The sequence below is a fragment of the Treponema primitia genome (assembly GCF_046533075.1).
Taxonomy (GTDB): Bacteria; Spirochaetota; Spirochaetia; order Treponematales; family Breznakiellaceae; genus Termitinema; species Termitinema primitia_B.
On the sequence record NZ_JAJQRB010000052.1, the window covers coordinates 38,961 to 60,655 of the forward strand.

The 21,695-nt window shown below is 51.9% G+C and carries 17 protein-coding genes; 14 read left to right on the forward strand and 3 right to left on the reverse strand.

The features are described from left to right. Window positions 1-6 precede the first annotated feature (6 nt). A complete protein-coding gene (locus tag LQZ19_RS11010) occupies window positions 7-1,545 on the forward strand; it encodes a peptidylprolyl isomerase (protein ID WP_411047712.1) in 1,539 nt (512 codons plus the stop codon). Further along, a complete protein-coding gene (locus tag LQZ19_RS11015; RefSeq protein ID WP_411047713.1) occupies window positions 1,546-3,204 on the forward strand; it encodes a 6-hydroxymethylpterin diphosphokinase MptE-like protein in 1,659 nt (552 codons plus the stop codon). It begins immediately after the preceding gene. Here the strand turns inward: LQZ19_RS11015 and LQZ19_RS11020 are convergent. Further along, window positions 3,199-4,611 carry a Gx transporter family protein gene (locus tag LQZ19_RS11020; RefSeq protein ID WP_411047714.1) on the reverse strand — a complete coding sequence of 471 codons (1,413 nt, stop codon included), beginning with the start codon at window positions 4,609-4,611 and terminating at the stop codon, window positions 3,199-3,201. The genes LQZ19_RS11015 and LQZ19_RS11020 overlap by 6 nt on opposite strands. After that, window positions 4,577-4,960: a NusG domain II-containing protein gene (locus LQZ19_RS11025; protein WP_411047715.1), complete on the reverse strand. Its 384-nt coding sequence runs from the start codon at window positions 4,958-4,960 to the stop codon at window positions 4,577-4,579. The genes LQZ19_RS11020 and LQZ19_RS11025 overlap by 35 nt, the downstream gene beginning before the upstream one ends. A gap of 211 nt (window positions 4,961-5,171) precedes the next feature. Between LQZ19_RS11025 and LQZ19_RS11030 the strand changes: the two genes are divergently transcribed. From LQZ19_RS11030 to LQZ19_RS11040, 3 genes are all read left to right on the forward strand, one after another. Then, a complete protein-coding gene (locus LQZ19_RS11030) occupies window positions 5,172-7,181 on the forward strand; it encodes a hypothetical protein (RefSeq protein WP_411047716.1) in 2,010 nt (669 codons plus the stop codon). A gap of 171 nt (window positions 7,182-7,352) precedes the next feature. Then, a complete protein-coding gene (locus tag LQZ19_RS11035; RefSeq protein ID WP_411047717.1) occupies window positions 7,353-9,017 on the forward strand; it encodes a carbon starvation CstA family protein in 1,665 nt (554 codons plus the stop codon). Between the two features lie 2 nt (window positions 9,018-9,019). Beyond that, window positions 9,020-11,296 carry an ATP-binding protein gene (locus LQZ19_RS11040; RefSeq protein ID WP_411047718.1) on the forward strand — a complete coding sequence of 759 codons (2,277 nt, stop codon included), beginning with the start codon at window positions 9,020-9,022 and terminating at the stop codon, window positions 11,294-11,296. Here the strand turns inward: LQZ19_RS11040 and LQZ19_RS11045 are convergent. Further along, window positions 11,289-11,639, reverse strand: coding sequence for a helix-turn-helix domain-containing protein (locus LQZ19_RS11045; protein ID WP_411047719.1), 351 nt, complete (start codon window positions 11,637-11,639; stop codon window positions 11,289-11,291). The two genes, LQZ19_RS11040 and LQZ19_RS11045, sit on opposite strands and share 8 nt — an antisense overlap. Window positions 11,640-11,888: 249 nt before the next feature. On the opposite strand from LQZ19_RS11045, the gene LQZ19_RS11050 reads away from it, so the two are divergent. From LQZ19_RS11050 to LQZ19_RS11090, 9 genes are all read left to right on the forward strand, one after another. Then, window positions 11,889-13,289, forward strand: coding sequence for an ABC transporter substrate-binding protein (locus LQZ19_RS11050; RefSeq protein ID WP_411047720.1), 1,401 nt, complete (start codon window positions 11,889-11,891; stop codon window positions 13,287-13,289). A gap of 207 nt (window positions 13,290-13,496) precedes the next feature. Then, the gene (locus LQZ19_RS11055; protein ID WP_411047721.1) at window positions 13,497-14,333 is read left to right on the forward strand and encodes a carbohydrate ABC transporter permease; all 837 of its coding nucleotides are present in this window, start codon (window positions 13,497-13,499) and stop codon (window positions 14,331-14,333) included. 14 nt (window positions 14,334-14,347) lie between these two features. Next, window positions 14,348-15,214, forward strand: a complete 867-nt coding sequence (locus LQZ19_RS11060) for a carbohydrate ABC transporter permease (RefSeq protein ID WP_411047722.1) — start codon at window positions 14,348-14,350, stop codon at window positions 15,212-15,214. A gap of 15 nt (window positions 15,215-15,229) precedes the next feature. Next, window positions 15,230-16,360 carry an ABC transporter ATP-binding protein gene (locus LQZ19_RS11065; RefSeq protein WP_411047723.1) on the forward strand — a complete coding sequence of 377 codons (1,131 nt, stop codon included), beginning with the start codon at window positions 15,230-15,232 and terminating at the stop codon, window positions 16,358-16,360. A gap of 10 nt (window positions 16,361-16,370) precedes the next feature. Beyond that, a complete protein-coding gene (locus LQZ19_RS11070) occupies window positions 16,371-17,489 on the forward strand; it encodes an ABC transporter ATP-binding protein (protein ID WP_411047724.1) in 1,119 nt (372 codons plus the stop codon). Between the two features lie 39 nt (window positions 17,490-17,528). Next, the gene (locus LQZ19_RS11075; protein WP_411047725.1) at window positions 17,529-18,605 is read left to right on the forward strand and encodes an alcohol dehydrogenase catalytic domain-containing protein; all 1,077 of its coding nucleotides are present in this window, start codon (window positions 17,529-17,531) and stop codon (window positions 18,603-18,605) included. Between the two features lie 11 nt (window positions 18,606-18,616). Beyond that, window positions 18,617-20,122: an FGGY-family carbohydrate kinase gene (locus tag LQZ19_RS11080; RefSeq protein WP_411047726.1), complete on the forward strand. Its 1,506-nt coding sequence runs from the start codon at window positions 18,617-18,619 to the stop codon at window positions 20,120-20,122. 15 nt (window positions 20,123-20,137) lie between these two features. Beyond that, window positions 20,138-20,851 carry an L-ribulose-5-phosphate 4-epimerase gene (locus LQZ19_RS11085; RefSeq protein WP_411047727.1) on the forward strand — a complete coding sequence of 238 codons (714 nt, stop codon included), beginning with the start codon at window positions 20,138-20,140 and terminating at the stop codon, window positions 20,849-20,851. Further along, entirely contained in the window at window positions 20,848-21,684 is an 837-nt protein-coding gene (locus tag LQZ19_RS11090) for an L-ribulose-5-phosphate 3-epimerase (RefSeq protein WP_411047728.1), read from the forward strand. The genes LQZ19_RS11085 and LQZ19_RS11090 overlap by 4 nt, the downstream gene beginning before the upstream one ends. Window positions 21,685-21,695: the final 11 nt, after the last annotated feature.

The window sequence follows — 21,695 nt, forward strand, 5'->3', positions numbered from 1 at the left end:
ACCGCTATGGCTCCCAGGCAAAAAAAACAGCTTGTCCATGAAGATAATCCCACCAAGGGGGAATGGATTCGCCGGTTTAAGGCAAATCCCTTTGTTTTTATCGGGACTATCGTCGTTCTGATCATTGTCATCGTCGCATTTGTTGTGGTACCCGCCATAGTCCCCGAGGCAAGTCGCCCTACGGTGGATCTCAACTTTGGTTCCTACAATAAAGTCCCCATAAGCTATGTGCCGGGTAATTATTTGGCCAACGTGCAAGGGAATCTGGCCCGGTGGTATCAGAATTATCTCAATGAATCCAATGCCCAGAGCATAAGCCAGATGGTCTGGCGCCAGGCCTTTGAAGAAACGGTGCTCCATATCGCCATGCTTCAGGAGATGAAACAGGCAGGTTATACGGCGCCCGAGGCGGTGGTGGACCGGAAAGTTGCACAGTTGCCCCAGTTTCAGGAAAACGGCCGGTTTTTCGCAGCCCGGTACCGGCAGATGGACAAAATTTCCCGGCTTGCCCTGTGGCGGGAAGTACAGGAGCTGATCTCCAAGCAGCATTACATGGATGATAATATGGGCCTCAGAATACCCTCCGGCGAAGGGATTTTTGTCGGTGAAATGACGGCCCGGGTGCGAAGTTTCGGTATGGCGATCTTTCCCCTGGATAGCTACCCCAATGAAGAGGTCATCAGTTATGTCCTTTCTGAACCGGATCTGTTCAGGATAACCCACCTGTCCCGGATCACCATCAATTCCAGCGAACGGGAGGCCCGGCAGGTTCTGGATTCTATTAAAGAGGGGACCAAAACCTTTGAAGAAGCGGCCCGGGAACTATCGGCGGATACCTATGCGGACCGGGGCGGGGAAATGGGGGTTCGGTTGGCCTATGAATTGACCGGCGATGTGCCGGATAGCCAGGAGCGGGAAGCCGTAATAAGCGTCCTTCCCGGCAATTACAGCCCCGTGGTAAAGGTCCCTTCTGGATGGGCTTTTTTCCGGGCGGAGGAAGCGGTCCGTCCCCTGGATACCCAAGATACGGCAAATATTGAAAAGGTCCGGTCCTATATGCGCGGCTTTGAGCGCGGACGGATAGAAAACTGGCTCTTCGATCAGGCCGGCCTCTTGACCGCCGCCGCCGGAGAAAGCGGTTTTGACGCCGCAGTGGAAGAACGGGGTTTGCAGAAGCGCGATTTTGGCCCCCTGCCCCTGAATTACGGTGGGATAAGCATGGAAAACCTTGTTGTCACCCTTCAGTCCCAGTCGATTCCGGAGTTGGAGTTCGCGGAATCCGATGAAAAATTTTGGCAGCTCGCCTTCTATACTCCCTTGGAAACTCCTTCGGAACCCCTGGTTGTGGGGGATAACGTACTGGTTTTATATCCCCGGGAAGAAACAATAAAAGACACGACGGATATCGAAGAGATTAATACCCTCTATTCAACTTTTGTCAGCCGCAACGCTGAAACAAGCCTGCGTTCCCATTTCCTCCATAGTAAAAACCTGGAGGATAAATTCGCCGTAACATTCTTGCAGTATCTTTATTCAAATAATTAAATGATTGATGAAACGCCCCGGGAGTTTGCATCTCGCCGGGGTTTTTCTGTTTCCTATAAGGGTAAAACCCTTCTCTCGACCATGGACCCCGTTGCATTGGCGGATAGAACCGTGGAGGCCCTTGGGAAGGGCTTTGCTCAAGGTACCCTCTATTTTTGCCCCTCCCCCCTTTTCGGTTACGGTCTCAAGCTTCTTCTCGAAAGGATGAGCCCCGATTCGGCGGTCCTCTGCGTGGAGATCGACGAAAAACTGATGGCCCTGTCTACGGAGCGGATCGACGAATCCATACTGAAAACGCCCCGGTTCCGGCTGGTACAGACCGGCGATCCGGCCCTTCTCTGCACCCTGGTCCGGGAAACCTGGGGGGGCCGTAGTTTCCGCCGGGTGGAACAGCTGCGCCTGACCGGCGGCTGGCAGCTAAATCCGGAGCTCTACGACGGTCTGGAGGACGCCCTCCGGCAGGATATAGCCGTGGATTGGGGCAACGCCATGACCCTGGTAAAACTGGGCCGCCGTTACGCCCGGAACGCCCTGCGGAATCTGGCCCTGCTTCCCCGTTCGCTCCCCATGGGGGCTCTTAATTTCGGCGTTCTGCCGATCCTGGTTCTGGGCGCCGGCCCTTCTCTGGACGGCGTTCTGGATGGACTTTCCGCCGCCTTCGGAGATCTTTCACAGAGTGTTCGCCGGCCCTTCAGGATAATCTGCGTAGATACCGCCCTCTCCCCCCTCTTTGAACGGGGGATCAAGCCGGATCTGGTGATTGCCCTGGAAAGTCAGCACTGGAACCTTCGGGATTTTATCGGCCTCTTTCCCTGGGAAGTTCCGGTCGCCATGGATCTTTCCGCTCTCCCCGCCACGGGGGAGATTCTCGGCGGCCGGCCCCATCTGTTTTTTACACCCTGGACCAAGCTCAGCCTCTTTGACCGGCTTAAAACAGCGGGCCTCCTTCCGGAAAGGCTGCCCCCCCTGGGCTCCGTGGGCCTCAGCGCCGCAGCCATTGCCTGCCGCCTTTCCGCCGGTCCGATAATCCTGGGGGGTATCGATTTTTCCTTTACCCTGGACCATTCCCACGCCCGCTCCGCCCCGGCCCATCTTGAACGGCTCAGGCGGCAGACCCGGTTTTTCAGCCTCGTAGACCCGGCGGCCGCTTTTCGTAAGGGCTGTTTCGTTACCTCCTCAAAAACCGGCGAGCCCGTCCGGTCCAATCAGGCAATGAAGACCTACCGGGATCTCTTTCAACGGGAATTTGCGGGAAGCAGCCGAATCCGTGACATAGCTGGTTCGGGGCTTCCCCTGGGGCTCCAAACCCTTACTCCGGAAAAAGCCTATGCCCTATTAGCGGTTGAAGGCACTCAAAATACCGGGAGAGAGAATAGTATACATACAACGAACACGGTTGAAATTACAACGGAAGCGGTGGCCGCCTTTATCCGGGAAGAATTGGCATCCCTGGTACAGCTCCGCAGTATCCTTACCGGAGAAGCCTCCGCTTCCCCGCAGCGGCTAGAAACGCTCCTGGACCATTGCGGCTATCTCTGGGCCCACTTCCCGGACTGTGCCGGCGCAGAGGGCAGACGACCGGGGTTAAGTAACCTTGGCTTCCTCAAGCGGGTACGGGCGGAGATAGATCCCTTTGTGAAACTGTTGCAGGGCCTATAACCTGGTGAAGACCCAGGGCAGCCACGCCAGTATTACTGCGGCGGCAAGGATGATCCGCCCCGCCGCTGTGGAGCCCCGCTGTCCGGCGGTTGTTTCTCCCGGCGTTTCGGTTTCGCAGAGCTCGATCATCAGATTGTCGATATCCATGGCAAGGTTTTTTTTCGTAATAGTGTGTTTCCGTTCCTGGACAAGGGCGAGGATGCGGAAAGATTCGCCCATTAGTTCCCCGAACGGGCCGGGGAGACTCAGGTCCCTCCGTATAGCCGCCCGGGACAGCATGATCAGCCCCTCCAGGGTTACTGCCCGCTGGAGCCCCGCCAGGAGCGCCCCCACAGTAATTCTAACTGGTCCCAGGGAAAACAGTACCTGCCCGTAGGGAACGGTAAGGTTGAAAGCCACAATTCCCAGGATAATAAGGATAGTGATGAGTGGATTATTTTTTTTCCCCGAAAGCCATGCAAGAAACCAAAAAAACAAAAACTGCATTACCCGAAAATAAGGATCAGAGTTAAAGACCATAGCAGGCATCATAAGCAGTCCCGCCAAACAAAGCTCCCCGCTGCCGAAAAGCCTTTCGTATATTCCATGCCGCCTTTCTCTGAGTCGGGACCGCAAAGAGGATATGGACCAAGAGGATATGGACCGCAAAGGCGCAGAAGGCGCAGAAGGTGAAGAAGAGGAAGGAGGTGAAGAAGAAGAAGAGGAAGAAGGTGAAGAAGAGGAAGAGCAAGAGAGCAGAAATTCTCTTTCCCCTCCTTCCCCTCTTCCCCCCCCTTTTTTCGCCTTCTGCGCCTTCGCGGTTTGAATTTCTTCATTCTTCGCGGTTAGAATTTCTTCTCTCGTTGCGAGAATTTCTTCTCCCTTTGTGGTTTGAAATCCTGCGTACCACCGTGATCGTCGTATAAAGTATTCGCAGAAGATGCCCAGACCCAGGCCGGTGATTATTCCCATAGCCAGGAACGGGGGGGTGATGTACCGGGCGCTCTCTCCAAAGATGAAGACCCTTGCCAGGGCAAGCTGCGCGCCGTTGGACAGGAGCGCCCCAAGGACGCTGATCCCAATAAGGCTGATTCGATCCCGCCCCAGGAGCCGCCGGAGGCCGAACATGGAAAGGGCGGATATACCTCCGCCGGCCAGGGAAAAGAGCAGGATGTAGGAGAAAAGGGTCCCGGTAATCAGCGCCTGACCAATGACCTTGACCCCCAGGAGGGCCAGAAACGCCGTAAAGGGAAGTATATCCAGGGCCATCAAAAGGGGCAGGTTAGCAATCCCTATCCGCATAAAGGGCATGGGTTTGGGGATCAGGTATTCAATGGTAGAAAGGAAGATGCAAAAGGCCCCCAACAGGGCCAGGGTTCGCCGGTGTTCCGCCTTACCAGGCGATGCTGTCAAGATCGGTGTTTTCATCCCCGGTTCCTTCTATAAATAGAAATACCTTGTTAGGCAGGCACGCCACCCATTGCCCCTGGCGTTGAATATGCCCGGCGGCTACACAGATCTGGTTGTTACAGGGTGAGGAGATGATCCTGCTCCTGCCTCCGCTGATCTCCACCACCGTATCCCCCACGGGACCGGGAATGGTTACGGTTTCTTCGGCATCCGGGGGGAAAACCCAGGTTCGGTCTTCTCCCCGGATAAACACTTGGACAACGTCCCGGGGGCGGCCGTAGACCATGAGCGCAGAAAAAACGGTCAGGGCGGCGGAGAAAAATATGGCTGCAAAGTCCAGGGGTTTAAGGGGAAGTATTCCCTTCATGCCGGCTCCTTGTGGTTTTCCCAATAGATAAATCTACCATATTATAGGCGCACCTTGTCCAGGGACATTTGGCGGCGAGGGGTCGGTTTTTATGGAAAAAACGATTAAATTTCAAATTGTTAGTTGACATAAACTCACAAGTGTTATAGATTCACAACATAGTTATATATATCTAACTATAAATATCTACTCAACCTTTAAGGAGGTCTCTATGAGTTCAAAGTATCTAAAGTGGACATTGCCGATCCTCTGCGGATTATTCGTGTTGATCGGTTGCCCCACTCCTGGTGGTATTAGCGATGATTTTGTGCTGACCATGGGTAATGCCTATAGCGTATCCCATCCGAATAGTATATCGGTAACCAATTACATCGTATTGGCAGTGGGGGCAGGCGCTTATACCGATAATGTCTATACCATTGATGGAGAGGTGGTAACGCCGACACCCGTTCTGACCGATGGCGGCAAGGTAAAATTTATAAAAATTGAGGCGCCGGCAGGCGTTACTTCACTCACCTTGCAGGCCACAAAGGGCGGAAGACCCGTGTTGAATAGCGAGGTAAGCTTAGCCCCGGGCAGTGTGGCGGCGCCGGCTGTTTTGTATGGTGAAACATCCATGACCTTCAGTGATTATTATCATGATGTTACGGCAGATATCACGGCTATACGTCCTGCGAGTACGGTCTTCGCAAAAACAGGAGAAGTTGCAGAGCCGGAGTACTTTATCACCGCCGGCACACGTACCGGCGGAACCGACGGAACCCAATATCCCAAGTGGGTGGATACGGACGAAGAGGACCGGGTTGATACCGTTTCCAGCGCCACCTATGGCGATAATCCGCATTTTGTCCCGACAGGAAACCTTGCAATAAACTATGATGATCCAATGACTAAAGCGGATGGTCATGAAATTACGGGGATTAAAAAAGTAGAAGTTGGTGTGGACTTTGATTTGTTCGCCAACGCAGCGCTTTTGAGAGCGGCCGGCGAAGAGATAGAGACAGCGGATGCGGTATGGGAAAAAGTAGCGGCCATCTCTTCCTGGAAAGGGGCGGGAGAAATTTACAAGGCCAAATACCTGCAGCCTGATGGGGCATGGGGTAAACGTGACCAGGACCCGCTCAATGGGTCTGTGGTCGGTACATGGCCAAAAACTCCGGTGACGAGTGTTTCTTACGGCGGTACCTGGGCGGACAAGGTTATAGCCGCAGATTTTGGACCGTTAACAGCGCCATTGGACAGTGCAGGCCTTTGGAGTACCTATTTTGAGAAGCTTTACGGCGGTTATGTTGTAGATTCGACCGGACACAAGGAGCCTCTTGTCTGGCTGCAGAATTTGTTTTCCCACCGGGGACACACTAATTTTGAAGTAGCCCTTAACCGCGCCGGTATTTCCCGCATGGACGATTTAACCCCGGAGGGCGTTATACACGTGGTGATCTTTGCCTACGGTTTGCCGGACATTATTTTTGATCAGGCCGTAGTAGGATACGAAGACAGCGAAGCGTCTATTGAACAAGGTTCGGTCTTCTATGCACAGGGAACGGGCGGTGGCGCGACTTTCAAAAACAGTACTGGTTTGGACATTCCTAAGGTACTGCACGTTACCGGTTTGAGTGCTGCTGCGTTATCGGATTTCGCTGCAAACGGCGGGGTACTTAAAAAGGGCACAGCGGATGTCCCCAATGTTGGTAATGCTGCTTACGAACTTGCACTGGAGGAAGCGGACGGCGAAATAGCCATTACGCTGAAAGACGGTTTCTTTGCAGCGGGCTATCAGGGTGCATATTCACTCTCAATAACCTCCGGCACTGTTTACAAGACACCCACTTTTACGGTAAACCAAATTATTGCCCGCCCCAAATTGGCGCGTAGCGGTGATTCGGGGAACTGGGTTGATGCTAATACCGCAACGGCTACTATTGATGTGCTCAAGAGCGAAACTATTGCCTTTAACAACGATGATTTTGCGAAAGCTATTGTGCTGTCAGGCCGTACTTTTAGTTCGATAGTGAAAGAGAGCGGGGACGCTGACGCGCTGCCGGCCATCACTGCGGTACTAACCCGTGCTACAGGCGCCGATCCGTATACAATCAAAGCCAGCGTCTTAACAGGAACTGCGGGCAGGATTTATAAGCTTACGATTGTGACATCCAACTTTGCATCAGCGGTTAGTACGAATCTTAATTCGGTGGTTTACTACATTAAAGTGACGGACTAGCAATAAACACAGGAAAAGGCGCCCGGCGCCTTTTTAAAAGCCCCGGAGAGCTTGTGCTTTCCGGGGCTTTTGTTACTATCAGCCCCTATTCCCTCTCCCCGGGGCATATTTGCATAAATTAAATAATTCTTGTATAATTTTCCGGGTGATTGCCATTAAAGAGGTTTGTGTATGAATGGGCTTGTGCTGCTTATTATTTCCGTTGTAGTTCTCGTTTTGGCCTATCTTTTATACGGGCGCTATCTGGCTCGCACCTGGGGGATAGATCCATCGAAAAAAACTCCCGCCCGGGAATTTGAGGATGGGGCGGAGTATGTGCCCAGCACCCCGGCGGTGGTATTCGGCCATGAATTTGCCTCCATTGCCGGGGCGGGACCGATTAACGGGCCAATTATTGCCGCCATGTTCGGTTGGCTGCCGGTTATGCTCTGGCTCTTGGTGGGGACCGTGTTTTTTGGGGCAGCCCATGACTTTGTAGCCCTCTATACCTCGGTAAAAAACAAGGGGAAATCGATAGGGTACGTAATCGAAATTTACGCAGGAAAGACCGGCAAACGGCTTTTCCTCATCTTTGTCTGGCTTTTTTCCATACTCATAGCCGCCGCCTTCTCGGATATCGTGGCGGGAACCTTTGCGGGGATAGACGCCGCGGGCCTTAATAACCGGACCAGCGGCTCGGTGGCAACCGCTTCCGCCCTGTTTATCGTCGCCGCCGTGCTCATCGGCTTCCTCATCAGGAAAAGAAAGGCCTCCGATTTGGCCAGTGGTATTATCGCGGTGGATCTGCTCATCGTTTGCATCGTCCTGGGGATTTTTAATCCCATCTTTTTGTCCCAGTCCATCTGGCTCTATCTGATATTTGCCTACATATTCGTCGCCTCCATCGTCCCCGTCTGGCTCTTAGGGCAGCCCCGGAACTACCTCAGTTCCTTCCTGCTCATCGCCATGATTTTGGCCGCATTTATCGGGGTGATATTTACCGCCCCGGAAATAGCCATCCCCGCCTTTGTCGGCTTCGAGGTGAAGGGTAACTACCTTTTTCCTGCCCTTTTTATAACCATAGCCTGCGGGGCCATATCCGGGTTCCACAGTCTGGTCGCCACCGGGGCGGCGTCCAAGGAAATCAGCAATGAAAAATATATGCTCCCTATTTCCTACGGGGCCATGCTGGTGGAGACCCTGGTGGCCATCCTGGCGTTAATTGCCGTGGGTTCCCTGGCCCATGGGGGTAAGTTTCCTTCAGGAACCCCGCCGGTAATTTTTGCCACCGCGGTTTCCGGTTTCCTGCACCAGATCGGCTTGCCTAGTCAGATCTCCTTTACCCTTGTTTCCCTGGCGGTTTCCTCCTTTGTACTCACCACCCTGGATACGGTTGCCCGGTTGGGGCGTCTTTCATTTCAGGAACTCTTTTCCTCAAGCAAAATACTGGCTTCCAAACCGGCGGCTTCGGTGTTTACCCTGTTACCCGCCTACCTTCTCGCGGTAACGGGCTATCAGAATATCTGGACCCTCTTCGGCGCGGCGAACCAGCTTTTAGCGGCCCTTACCCTTATTGCCTGCATACTTTTCCTTAAAAAAACAAAACGCCGGAGCTTCATGCTGTATATCCCCACCTTTATTATGCTTGCGGTTACCTTCAGTTCCCTGGTCCTGACCATCAGGAGCAAAATTTTACGGCTGCAAGGCGGCAGTTTTGTTTTCGCCACCGACGGCCTGCAGTTGATCATAGCCGTCCTGCTCCTTGTGTTAGGAATCATGGTGGTCATCTCCTGTATAGTAAAAATATGGGAGAAGGATGAGTTCCCCGAACTATCCAAAGCGGAGATAGGAGCATAGGCATGGTATCCATCAAGGACCGGCTTTTTTTACTGTTAACCGGCGGCAAATACTCCGGTATGCGGGATGAGACGGCCATGGACGAAATAATCCGTCTGATCGTCCTTAATATCACCTATACCATCGTCACGGTCATTATCCTCGCCGTGGGTGTAACGGATATGCAGAGGGGACTCGTCGAGCAGGGGCTCATGCAGATGATCATCGGGTTTATGATCTTTGCAAACCTGCTTCTCCTGCACACCGAATTCCCCTTCATTGTGGGGGGGCTCATTGTTACCGCCATCTTCGGCGTATTCTGCGGGGCAACCATATTTACCGAAAACAGCAGCCAGGGTTTTGACAGTGTATGGATCTATTCCTATCCCCTGATGTCCATCTTTACCCTGGGTCTGCCCCTGGGGCTTATCCCCGCGCTGCTCCTCTTTGCGGTGGTCCTTGTGGGGACCTTTGTGCCGGGATTAGCGGCGTTTAGGTATACTGTTTCCGAGGCAATGCTGATCTGCGGTGTGTATTTTTTTGTCATGACCCTGACGGTGATCTACGAAGTGGTCCGTTCCTTAAAGGACCGGTGGCTCATGCGTCAGGACAGTTACATGAACATGGTTTTTGCCAACAGTCCGGATATTATTATCCTCCTGAATGAAAGCGGCGGTTTTATTTACTGTGCGGATATATTTCTCAGACGGATACATGTAAAAAATTTTGAAAGTATCAGGAAGCAGAATTACCGGGATGTTTTTTCCCGGTTTGGCGCAGCAAAACTGCTGGACGCTCTGGACTCAATGTTTCAGCTTTCCATAGAAGAGAAGAGTTCCACCGTAACCGAGGAAACCATCGATATGAGCGGGGACGGTAACCTGCGGAATTACGAAATACACTTTACCCCCATGTACAACAACGCCGGAATTTATCAGGGCGCCTTTGTGCTCTTCCACGACACAACCGAAATTAAACATGCAAAACAGCGGGCGGAGGAGGCTAATATTGCCAAGTCGAGCTTCCTGGCCAATATGTCCCATGAAATACGCACCCCCCTTAACGCCATCATCGGCATGACCACCATCGCCAAGGGGAGCCGCGACATGGAACGCCGGGATTATTGCCTTGAAAAAATCGAGGGCGCCTCAACCCATCTCCTGGGGGTGATAAACGATATCCTGGATATGTCCAAGATAGAGGCCGACAAGTTTGAACTATCCAATACGGAATTTGAATTTTCCAAGATGCTGAACAGGGTAGTCAATGTGCAGGAATTCCGGGTAGCCGAAAAAAAACAGAGCCTTACGGTTACGGTGGAGCCCGATATTCCCCAGCGGCTTATTTCCGATGAACAGCGGCTTGCCCAGGTTATTACCAACCTCCTCTCCAATTCGGTAAAGTTTACCCCCGAGGGGGGGAGTATCACCATCTCGGCGAGGAGGCTGCCGGACAGCGAGGCGGGGCTCCGCATGGAGATACCGGCGAAGTATATGAACGCAGCCTTTCCGGACCAGCTGCCCGGGGCGGAAACCGGCGAGGAAAGCGAAACTGCGTCCCGGTGTACCCTGGAAATCCGGGTTACCGATACGGGCATAGGCATCTCCCTGGAGCAACAGGCCAATCTTTTCCAGTCCTTTCAACAGGTTGACGGCAGCATATCCCGCAAATTCGGCGGCACCGGGCTGGGACTGGCCATTTCCAAGCGGATTGTGGAGATGATGAACGGAACCATCTGGATTGAGTCTGAACCGGATAAGGGCTCGACCTTCATTTTTACCATACAGGCGGATTTACCCGTGGCGCTTCCGGTGAAGCTTCCGGACCAAACCCCGGCGATCCAATCGGAGACCGGGGCTCTACCCGAAGAGGCGGCACTTCCCGCAGAGCCCCCCGCGGATGATTTCACCGGCAAGCGGGTACTTCTGGCGGAGGACGTGGATATCAACCGTGAAATCGTGGTAACCATCCTGGAGCCCACGGGGCTGGTCATAGAGGAGGCGGAGAACGGGAAGATTGCCTATGATAAGTTCAGCGCCAATCCCGAAAGCTATGATTTGATTTTTATGGATATACACATGCCCGGCATGGACGGCTACGAATCCACCCGTCTTATCAGGGCCCTGGATCATCCCTGGGCAAAAACGGTCCCCATTATTGCCATGACCGCAAATGTCTTTAAAGAGGACGTTGAAAAATGCCTCGCCGCCGGTATGAACAGCCACGTTGGAAAGCCCATTGATTTTAATGAGGTGATGGATCTGCTCCGAAAATATTTGGCCGGCGGAAAAGCTAGCTAAGGGTATCCTGTATAGCAAGAAGCAGGTCGATCTGCTTTAGGATATAATCCTGGTACTTAGGGTGAAGTTCCTTATAAAGGGATACCAGTTTGGTAAATTCCTTATCCGGATCAATGTTGAACATTTCGCCTTCGCCGTTCCTGAGCCATTTCTCATTAACCCCAAAGGAAGCGCAAATTAGCTTGATAATCCGGTCGTTGACCTTCCTCTTTTCCACTTCTACCCCCGCAAGGTAGCCGCTGGAGAGAGAGATAACCTTAGAGAATTTCATTTGGGAGAGACTTAACGCCTCCCGTACCTGTTTGATGCGGCGGTTAACTGTAGTTGCTATAGTACTTTTCATTACGAGTAAATACTACCAGAAATCCTAATAGTTTACAAGTAAAAAATACCGAAAATTGCCACTAAAGCGCCTTATTCGGGAAATTTTTACCGAATCATATCGAAAAGGGCCTAAAAATCATTACTAAAATAGTAATGATTTGAAAAACCGGCCTTTTTATTCTTTTCCTTTGTGTAATAAACGGAAGGGGTGTATAATGAAGAAATGCAAAGCTTGTAAACAAAATCAAGCAAGCTAAGGAGTACAAAGATGAAAAGGAATGTATTGGTAGTAGGGGTTCTCCTGCTGATCACGGTAGGGATAGTTTTTACCGGCTGCGGCGCTAAGAAAAGCGGCACAACCGATTCGGCAGCGGCAACATCCACCGGCGCATTTGACTGGAAACGGGCGACGGGTTCGGAAATCACCGTATATATGGTACAGCATCCTACCCAGGAATCCATCGTAGCAAAGTTGGCTGAATTCACCGCCCTAACCGGTATCAAAGTAAACACCCAGGTTACCCCGGAAGCCAATTATTTCGATCAGGTATCGAATGCCCTGTCCAGCCGGTCAGGATCTCCGGACCTCTTTATGTCGGGGGTTTATCAGCTCTGGGACTATTACACCGCCGGTAACGTGGAAGACCTGGATACCTATCTCAGCAACCCTTCCCTTACCAACAGCGGCTATGAGCCCGGGGACTTTGTGCCCAGCGCCTTCTCCTCCCTCAAATGGGACGGCGTGGCCGGTCATGCCGTGGGTACCGGCGCTCACCTGGCCATCCCCCTGGGGATGGAGCTCTATACGCTCGCCTATAACCAGCGCGCCTTCGACAAAGCGGGTATCACCAAGGTTCCGGAAACCTACGACGAACTGCTTGCCGCCGTTGATAAGCTCAAGGGCTGGAACGGACCCGGCTCCTATGCCATCGCCGTCCGCGGCGCCCGTGACTGGGGAACCATTCACCCCGCGTACATGACCACCTACAAGAACTTCGGCGCCACAGACTTTGCCGTTGAAGGCGGAAAGCTCGTATCCAAGGTAAATTCCCCCGAATCTGTCGCCATGAATACCTTCTTTGTTGACATGATTAAGAGGGGCGGTTCTCCCCAGTGGTCCAGCAAGTATTGGTATGACTGCGAAGTTGACTTCGAAAACGGCCAGGCCGCCATGTTCTGGGACGCTTCCAATGTCCAGGCGCAGACCATTTTCAAGAACATGCCCGAATCTCCCTATATCAAATACGCCCCTTCGCCGACCGCGAAGCCCGGGGATACGATCAACTCCAACTACTGGATCTGGTCAATGGCGATGAACTCCTATTCCAAGCAGAAGACCGCCGCGTGGCTCTTCCTCCAGTATTTCAGCAGCAAGGAATTCCTCCTTTCTGCGTCGGTTGATTCGAACAACATGGACCCCGTCCGGACATCCATCTACAACAATGCGGCGTTCCAGGCGAAGATCGCCAAACTGCCCAACTGGTATGCGTCATGGCAGAAGACTTCTCCCACTACGAAGGTCCAGTTTACCCCCCAGCCGGCCTTCTTCCAGACTACCTATGAATGGGCTGCGACCCTTCAGGATCTCGTGGCCGGTACCAAGTACCGCTCAATCAAGGAAGGATTGGATGCCCTGAAAGCCCTTCAGGACAAGATGGTTCAGGAATAGGTTTACTATTTTTATGATCTGATTTGCGGAAGGTGCGGGATACAAATGTATTCTGCACCTTTTGCGGTAAAATAGACTGTTTTTTAGAGATTTTAGATTAAAACGGGGTGATCTATGGGAAAAAGTAAGCCGGACGCTGCGGCAATCAATTACAATGAGTTACCTAAAAATATCCGAATGCGGCCGTACTACATTATATTGCCGGGAATGATCGTTTTGATTGGTATCATGGTCCCCTTTATAGTCGCAATACTACTGTCATTTACCAACGCTTCCTACCGCTTACCCATGGATAGATGGAAGTTTACCGGGCTGGGAAATTGGATTGAAATGATTACCAATCCCGAATTCTATCACGCCGTTTTTGTCACCCTCTCCTATGCGATCTGCGCCACCGGATCGGAACTGCTCCTGGGAATGGGGATTGCCTTCCTCCTCCGTAAGGAAAACCGGTACACCCATATCCTCAAGGTAGTGTTTATGTTTCCGCTCATGGTTGCGCCCGCCATCGCGGTACTCATCTGGCAGCTCATGCTTTCCAACTCGGTTGGTATTGTGGAAAAGTTTCTCAATCTTTTCGGGTTGTTCAATTTCCCCTGGGCCGCTTCTCCAAAAACCGCTTTGTTCACCGTTGTTTTCATAGACGCCTGGGTGAACACTCCCTTTGTCATGCTCCTGGTACTTGCGGGTATCCAGTCCCTGCCTAAGTCTCCCTTCGAGGCCGCACAGGTGGACGGCGCCGGCGCGTGGTTTACCTTTAGAACATTAACGCTTCCCATGTTGAAGCCCTTTATATACATCGCCATTTTATTCCGCTCCATGGCGGCGCTCCAGGAATTCGGTATTATCTTTGCTACCACCAAGGGAGGGCCCGGTAATACCCTGATGAACATTTCCCTCACCGCATACCTGACGGCTTTTACATACCAGCGGCTTGCCAGGGCCATGCCCTATCTGCTGATACTCTGGCTGGTCGTAAATGTTACGGCCAAATTCATTGTTGAAAAGCAGCGCAAGTATGCCAAAGAAGCTGCGGGATTATAAAAAAGGAGGGTTGTATGGATACTATAAGCGCCTTAGAAAAGGCAACACGGAATAAGAAAACTATTGGTGCGGGGCTGAATGTACTTCGGTATGTGGCCCTGACCATCTGGCTGGTATTTGCCATTTTCCCCCTGTTTTGGATGCTTATCTGTTCCCTTAAATCGGATGCGGAAGTGGTAAGTACGGTTTTTAAATTCACGCCGACCATTTCAAATTACCAGGTGGTACTTTTCCGCCAGGATTCAAATTTCATCCTGGCATTTTTCCAAAACTTTATTGTGTCCGGGGGCGCCATTCTCCTTACCGTACTCGTCGGTGTACCGGCCGCCTATGCCTTTGCCCGTTACGATTTTAAGAATAAAGAAGGCTGGGCTTTCCAGATATTGTCCTTTAAGTTTGCCCCGGAGATTCTGGTAATACTTCCGGTATTTATGATCTTCCAGCGGCTCAAACTTTACGATACCTACTTCGGTCTCATCTGGGTTTATCAGCTCATCACCATGCCCCTGCTCATCTGGGTTGTCCGTGGTTATTTCGAGGATATCAGCGTTGAGATAGAACAGGCGGCCCAGCTTGATGGGTATACCTGGTACGAGGTCTTCTTTAAGATATTGCTTCCCCTTATCAAACCCGGCCTTGTGGCGGCGGGTCTCCTGGCCTTTATTTTTGCCTGGAACAGTTTTACCTTCCCGTTAATTCTCTCCGGGACCCGTGTGCAGACCATCACCATCACATCCCTCAGGTTCCTGGCTTCCGATTCCGTACACTACGGACAGGTCGCGGTGGCGGCGCTCATCGCCGTGCTGCCTGAAATTATCATTTGTCTTTTTATTCAGAAACATCTGGTGCGGGGTTTAAGTTTCGGCGCGGTTAAAGGCTAATTAAAGGATTGATACATGGCAGAAATTGAACTGATTAATATTACTAAAAAGTACAAAGATACGGTTGCGGTAGATAATCTGAGTCTGACGATTAAGGATAACGAGTTTTTTGTACTCTTCGGCCCCGCCGGGGCGGGCAAAACAACGACCCTTAAAACAATCGCGGGCATAGAGTTTCCCCAGGAAGGGCTGGTCAAGATTGGCGGCGAGATCGTCAACCTCATAGAACCCATGTACCGTAATGTGTCCATGGTTTTTGAAAACTACGCCCTCTACCCCCACATGAGCGTCTACGACAATATCGCCTTCCCCCTGCGGAGTAAACTGCACCGCAAGGACGAGGCGTATATAAAAGAGGCGGTAGAAAAGGTTGTCAAGATGATGAAAATCGACGGCCTTTATCAGCGCAAACCCAGCCAGCTTTCCAACGGCCAGCGTCAGCGCGTCGCCATTGGCCGCTGCCTGGTACGGGAACCTTCGGTATTCCTCATGGACGAGCCCCTGGCCCACCTTGACGCTAAGCTGCGGCATTTTATGCGGGGGGAGCTCAAGGAAATGCAGAGCGCCTTTAACACAACAACAATCTACGTTACCCATGACTTCATGGAAGCCATGTCCCTGGCGGACCGTATCGCGGTGCTTAACAAGGGCAAGATTGAACAGCTTGGTACCTCGCTGCACATGTACTACACGCCGAAGAATGAATTTGTTGCCCGCCTGTTCGGCGAACCGGAACTGAATATCTTTCCCTGCGATCCGGTAAGTGAAGGCGGCGCCCTTACCCTCCGCGCCCTGGGACAGGAAACACCCCTTGTGCCGGAGGCCGATGTCCTTCAGCCCCTCAAAGATTCCGGGGCCGCAAAGATAGATGTGGGCATCAGGGGCGTGGACATATCCTTTAGTTTCTCCGCACAGGGGCAGGATTGGATACGCGGCGTCGTATACGCCAACGAACCTATCGGTAATAAGGTTATCATGACCATCGATGTGAACGGTACGAAAATACGGATTTCCGCATCCAACGATACTTTAGCAGACATGGATCAGGTTGTGTATGTCAAGTTCAACATGAAAAACGCCATTTATTTTAACGGCGAAACGGAAGAATTTATCACCCGAAGCGATCTTGAGCGATACCTGGGATAAGGAGAAAAAATTGGCGCGTCTTACCCTGAAAAACATATACAAACGGTATGAGGACGGAGAAAAGAAGCTTTTTGGCAAGCGGGTTGAAAACGAATTCGCCGTTAAGGATCTTTCCTTTTCATGTACGGACAATTCATTTATCGGTATCCTCGGCCCCTCGGGCTGCGGAAAATCCACAACCCTGCGCATGATTGCGGGGTTGGAAAAAATTACCGATGGACAGATGTTTATTGATGATGTTTGTATCAATGAACTTCTGCCCAAGGATCGGAACATAGGGCTCGCCTTTGAGGATTATGCGCTCTATCCGCCCCTTACGGTTTATGACAATCTTTCCTTCAACCTGAAAGCAAAGGGTCTGCCGGCGCCTCAGATAAAGGAAGCCATTGATCGGGTCGCCCCCCTGCTGAAGGTTGACGAGCTTCTCCGTATGAAGCCCAGCGCCCTTTCGGGCGGGCAGAAACAGCGGGTTAACATCGCCCGCGCCATTGTGCGTCAGCCCGGGCTGCTGTTGTTGGATGAACCCCTTTCACACCTTGACGGCAAAATGCGTCAGACCCTCCGGCAGGAAATCAAACGTATGCACCGGGAGATCCAGTGTACCACCATCATCGTTACCCATGACCAGATCGAGGCCATGTCCATGGCGGATACGATTATCATCATGAAGGACGGCAGGCTGCAGCAGATGGGTACCCCCCTTGAGGTGTATGATAATCCGGCGAACGAGTTTGTGGCGGGCTTCATCGGCGAGCCCCCCATGAATCTGCTGCATTCCACCATCGCAAAGACCCAGGAGGGTTTCTTTTTTACCTTCGCGGCCAGCGATTTGCGGGTACAGGTCCCCGAGCGGTATAACAGGGTTGTTACCGATGGCATGAACCTGACCCTCGGGGTGCGGCCGGTGGATGTGCTTATCACCGAAAAACATTCCAGCACACCGGCGCCGGTGTCGATCTATGAGAATTTCGGTGATGAGCGCCGTGTTAGTGTTCGTGTCGGGGAGAATCACCTCAACCTCACGACCACATCGGAAGTATTTTATAAGCATGGCGACATCATTCATCTGGAATTTAATTCCGATAAAACGCACCTATTCAGTGCGGAAACAGGGGTTTCTATTAAATAAGGCTTCAGAAAATTTATTTTTTTACATAGGGAGTATATTATGAGTAATTATCCGAGAACCATGAAGGCTTTGGTCGCGTATAGCCCGACCGATTACCGTTTCGAAAAAGCATACCCGTCTCCGGAATGCGGTGATGATGATATCATCATTAAAGTTGAGGGCTGCGGCATCTGTGCGGGGGACGTGAAATGTCAGCACGGCGCAGCGATGTTCTGGGGTGATGATATTCAGCCTTCGTGGGTAAGGCCCCCCTTTATTCCCGGCCATGAATTTTTAGGTTTCGTGGTTGAAATGGGCAAGAACGTTAAGGGTTATGAAATTGGGGATAGGCTTACTGCGGATCAGATAGTTCCCTGCGGTGAGTGCCGGTTCTGCAAAAGCGGGCAGTACTGGATGTGTCAGCCCCACGGTATGCACGGTTTCCATAAGGAATTTAACGGCGGTATGGCCGAATATGTACGCTATACAAAAAACGCGATTCTGCACAAGGTCCCCAAGGATCTGAGCCTTGATAAAGCCCTGCTTATCGAACCCTACGCCTGCTCTAAACACGCCGTTGACCGCGCCAAGATCCAGTGTGAAGATATCGTTGTAATCTCCGGCGCCGGTACCCTGGGGCTGGGCATGGTAACCTATGCGGCCATGAAAAACCCCAAGGCGCTCATCTCCCTTGACATGGTTGATGACCGGCTTGCCAAAGCCAAGGCCTTCGGAGCCACCCATGTCTTTAACCCCGGTAAGATGGACGTGATCGCCGAGATCATGAAGATGACCGATAACTACGGCTGTGATATTTATATTGAGGCCACCGGCCATCCCTCCAGCGTCATTCAGGGCCTTAGCGCTATTCGTAAGCTTGGGACCTTTGTAGAATTCAGTGTGTTCTCCGGCCCCACCACGGTGGATTGGTCCATCATCGGGGATCGCAAGGAACTGGACATCCTGGGTTCACATCTGTCCCCCTACTGTTTCCCCTTTGTCATTGATGGTATTACCAAAAATACCCTGAAGACTGATGGGATGATAAAAACTACCTTTAAGCTGGAGGAATGGGAAAAAGCCTACGAATACGCCACCGGCAAACATGGGGATTTTAAAATAGCCTTTATTCCCTGAGAGGGTTTAGTGTGACAAAATATGTAGTTGGTCTTGATAACGGCGGCACCATGATCAAGGCTGCCGTTTTTGACCTTCACGGAAAAGAAATTATTACCAAGGGCATACATACCCCGGTTCAGAGCCCTGCGCCCGGTTTTACCGAGCGGGATTCAGAAGAACTGTGGCAGCATAACTGCGCCTGCATACGGGAAGCCCTGGCCGCCGCGTCTATCGATCCTGCGGGCATCATTGGGGTTTCCGTCTGCGGCCACGGTAAGGGGCTGTATACCTGGGGAAAAAACGGTAAGCCGGCCTATAAGGGCATAGTCTCCACCGACGGCCGGGCCTGGGCCTATCCTGAAAAATGGTACAAAGAGGGGGTAGTGCAGAAATACTACCCCCGGCTTTGCCAGAAAATCCTCGCCTCCCAGGAAATATCACTGCTGGCCTGGTTAAAGGATAACGACCGGCAGTCCTATGATAATATCGCATGGGTATTTTCGGTAAAGGACTACATACGCTTCAGGCTGACCGGGGAAGCCTATTCCGAGGCCACCGACTTCTCCGGTTCCGGGCTTATGAATATCATTGATGCGCGCTTTGATAAGGATATGCTTGAAGGCTTTGGTATAGGAGAGATATACGATAAACTCGCCCCCATACGGTACTCCTACGAAAAGTGCGGCAGCATAACTGCGGAGGTCGCGGCCCTGACGGGGCTGCGGGAGGGTACGCCGGTGGCGGGTGGCATGTTTGACATCGATTCCTGCGCCGTGGCCATGAACGTTACCACCCCGGAGGACTTTTGTACCATCGCCGGTACCTGGAGCATAAACGAGTACCCCTCAAAAACGCCGGTAACCGACGGCAGCATAGGCATGAACTCCCTCTTTGCCATTCCGGGATATTTTCTGGTGGAGGAGTGCAGCGCCACCTCCGCGGGGAACCTGGACTGGTTCACCGAACATTTTATCGACAAACACGAAATACCCGAAGGGAGGAAACTCTACGAGTATCTTGACGGGGAAGTTGAAAAACTAAAACCCGAAGACAGTGATGTATACTTCCTGCCCTTCCTCTACGGTTCCAACGATAATCCCCTGGGCCGCGCCTCCTTTGTGGGACTCAGTTCCTATAACGAAAAGATACACTGCATACGGGCCATATACGAAGGTGTAGTTTTTTCCCATAAGACCCATATCGACCGGCTGCTTAAAACCCGTACGCCCCCAAAGACGATACGCATGGCCGGCGGAGCGGTAAATTCCGTGGTATGGGTACAGATGTTCGCCGACATTCTGGGTTTCCCCATTGAGACCATTGCGGTGAAAGAACTGGGCGCCCTGGGCTGCGCCATGGCGGCGGCCATAGCGGCGGGGGAATTCAAGGACTACGAAGAAGCGGTGTCCTCCATGGTCAGGGTGGAACGAAGGGTAAACCCGAATCCCGATAGGGCCGGGATATATAAGAAAAAGTATGAAAAGTATTCCGCAATCCGCGATGCCCTTGGCGCTGTGTGGGATATTTTTAAATAAGGAGTACCATAAAATATGCTGGAAGACTTGAAAGAAAAGGTGTGCGCGGCAAATAAAATGCTGCCGGATCATCATCTGGTTACCTTTACCTGGGGTAATGTGAGCGCCATTGACCGTAAAACCGGACTGATGGTTATTAAGCCCAGCGGTGTTGAATACGATGATATGAAGGCAGAACACATGGTTGTGGTGGACCCGGATGGCAAGGTTGTTGAGGGTAAGCTGAACCCGTCATCGGATACGGCAACCCACCTGGTTCTCTACCGGGCTTCTCCCGATATAGGCGGTATTGTCCATACCCATTCAAGTTATGCTACCATATTTGCCCAGGCAAATATGGATATCCCCGCCCAGGGCACCACCCACGCGGATTACTTTTACGGCGACATACCCTGTACCCGGCAAATGACCGACGCGGAAATAAACGGCGCCTATGAACACGAAACAGGAAAGGTGATCCTCGAAACTTTTGAAAAACGGAAACTCTCCTTTACCCAAATACCGGCGGTTGTTGTGGCAAGCCACGGCCCCTTTGCCTGGGGGAAAGACCCCTTTGAAGCGGTCCACAATGCGGTGGTGCAGGAAGAAGCTGCAAGGATGGCCCTCTTTGTATTACTGCTTGACCCTAAGGGCGGCAAAATCCGGCAAACCCTGCTTGATAAACATTATCTGCGTAAACACGGTGCAAACGCTTACTACGGGCAGAAGTCCGGCGGAGAACATGCATGAAGCCCTACCAGATAGGTATTTACGAAAAGGCCATGCCCAAGGATCTTTCCTGGGAGGAAAAACTCCAAACCGCCAAATCTTCCGGGTATGATTTTTTTGAGATAAGTATTGATGAAACCGACGAGAAACTTGCCAGGCTGAAAATGTCCCCGAAGGAAAGGCTGGAACTGCTGAGGCAAGGCTATGAAACGGGGCTTCCCATAAGGACCATGAGTTTAAGCGGTCACCGGAAGTATCCCCTGGGCAGCGAAGATCCTGCAGTAAGAATGCGGAGTCTGGAGATCATGGAAGATGCGATTAACTTTGCCTGCGATATGGGCATACGGATCATCCAGGTGGCGGGCTACGATGTTTATTACGATCCCTCAACACCCCAAACGGGGGAGCTTTTCTACGATGGTATCCTCCAATCCGTACAAATGGCCGCTGCCAGGGGTGTTATCCTTGCCTTTGAAAACATGGAAACTGAATTTATGAACACCGTGGAAAAGGCCATGCGCTACGTTAGCCGGATCAATTCCCCCTACCTCAAGCTGTATCCCGACAGCGGCAATCTTACCAATGCGGCGAAAAGCTATGGAACCGATGAAGTAGAAGATCTGCGTAAGGGCAGGGGATCAATCGCCGCCCTGCATCTAAAGGAATCTGTTCCCGGCAAATTTCGGGAGATCCCCTATGGAACCGGCCATGTTAATTTTAGGGTCCTTCTCAAAACCGCCCTGGAACTAAACGTCCGCACCTTTGTTACCGAGTTCTGGTATACCGGCGAGGCTGATTTTCGGGAGGCCATAAAAACAGCGAAAGCTTTTATTGACAGCCAATTTACAAATTAAGCGGGGGCCTA

Excerpts from the sequence above, each read along its gene's own strand:
- LQZ19_RS11040 (WP_411047718.1), top strand. The coding sequence starts at position 9,020 with ATGGTATCCATCAAGGACCGGCTTTTTTTACTGTTAACCGGCGGCAAA.
- LQZ19_RS11020 (WP_411047714.1), bottom strand. The coding sequence starts at position 4,611 with ATGAAAACACCGATCTTGACAGCATCGCCTGGTAAGGCGGAACACCGG.
- LQZ19_RS11015 (WP_411047713.1), top strand. The coding sequence starts at position 1,546 with ATGATTGATGAAACGCCCCGGGAGTTTGCATCTCGCCGGGGTTTTTCT.
- LQZ19_RS11055 (WP_411047721.1), top strand. The coding sequence starts at position 13,497 with ATGATCGTTTTGATTGGTATCATGGTCCCCTTTATAGTCGCAATACTA.
- LQZ19_RS11035 (WP_411047717.1), top strand. The coding sequence starts at position 7,353 with ATGAATGGGCTTGTGCTGCTTATTATTTCCGTTGTAGTTCTCGTTTTG.
- LQZ19_RS11045 (WP_411047719.1), bottom strand. The coding sequence starts at position 11,639 with ATGAAAAGTACTATAGCAACTACAGTTAACCGCCGCATCAAACAGGTA.
- LQZ19_RS11085 (WP_411047727.1), top strand. The coding sequence starts at position 20,138 with ATGCTGGAAGACTTGAAAGAAAAGGTGTGCGCGGCAAATAAAATGCTG.
- LQZ19_RS11050 (WP_411047720.1), top strand. The coding sequence starts at position 11,889 with ATGAAAAGGAATGTATTGGTAGTAGGGGTTCTCCTGCTGATCACGGTA.
- LQZ19_RS11060 (WP_411047722.1), top strand. The coding sequence starts at position 14,348 with ATGGATACTATAAGCGCCTTAGAAAAGGCAACACGGAATAAGAAAACT.
- LQZ19_RS11075 (WP_411047725.1), top strand. The coding sequence starts at position 17,529 with ATGAGTAATTATCCGAGAACCATGAAGGCTTTGGTCGCGTATAGCCCG.
- LQZ19_RS11065 (WP_411047723.1), top strand. The coding sequence starts at position 15,230 with ATGGCAGAAATTGAACTGATTAATATTACTAAAAAGTACAAAGATACG.
- LQZ19_RS11030 (WP_411047716.1), top strand. The coding sequence starts at position 5,172 with ATGAGTTCAAAGTATCTAAAGTGGACATTGCCGATCCTCTGCGGATTA.
- LQZ19_RS11025 (WP_411047715.1), bottom strand. The coding sequence starts at position 4,960 with ATGAAGGGAATACTTCCCCTTAAACCCCTGGACTTTGCAGCCATATTT.
- LQZ19_RS11010 (WP_411047712.1), top strand. The coding sequence starts at position 7 with ATGGCTCCCAGGCAAAAAAAACAGCTTGTCCATGAAGATAATCCCACC.
- LQZ19_RS11090 (WP_411047728.1), top strand. The coding sequence starts at position 20,848 with ATGAAGCCCTACCAGATAGGTATTTACGAAAAGGCCATGCCCAAGGAT.